This is a genomic window from Schumannella sp. 10F1B-5-1 (genome assembly GCF_006517535.1).
Classification (GTDB): Bacteria; Actinomycetota; Actinomycetes; order Actinomycetales; family Microbacteriaceae; genus Schumannella.
Genome location: NZ_VHQH01000169.1, coordinates 1 through 232, shown reverse-complemented (window position 1 = coordinate 232; position 232 = coordinate 1). Strand labels below are relative to the sequence as shown.

Genomic DNA, 232 nt, shown 5'->3' with positions numbered 1-232 from the left:
AAGCCGGTGCGGCGCAGCCGGGAGGGCGACCCGCGGAACGAGCGCGTGCTGCTCGAACTGCTGCCGGACGCACGCGACCCGGTGCGGATGGTGTTGGTGGCCTTGTTGCCGAGGTAGGTGTCGACGAGGGCGTCCGCGCCCGCCTCGATGCCGGCCACGAAGTCGCCGCCGCGGAACTTCGGCACCATCGCCGCCTTGACGACCGCGTCGATGTCGCCACCGCTCAGGTAGG

At 72.0% G+C, this 232-nt stretch carries 1 protein-coding gene; it reads right to left on the bottom strand.

Annotated elements, in window-relative coordinates:
• On the bottom strand, window positions 1-232 hold a 232-nt coding region (locus FJ658_RS16410), incomplete at both ends, for a TPM domain-containing protein (protein ID WP_219995793.1).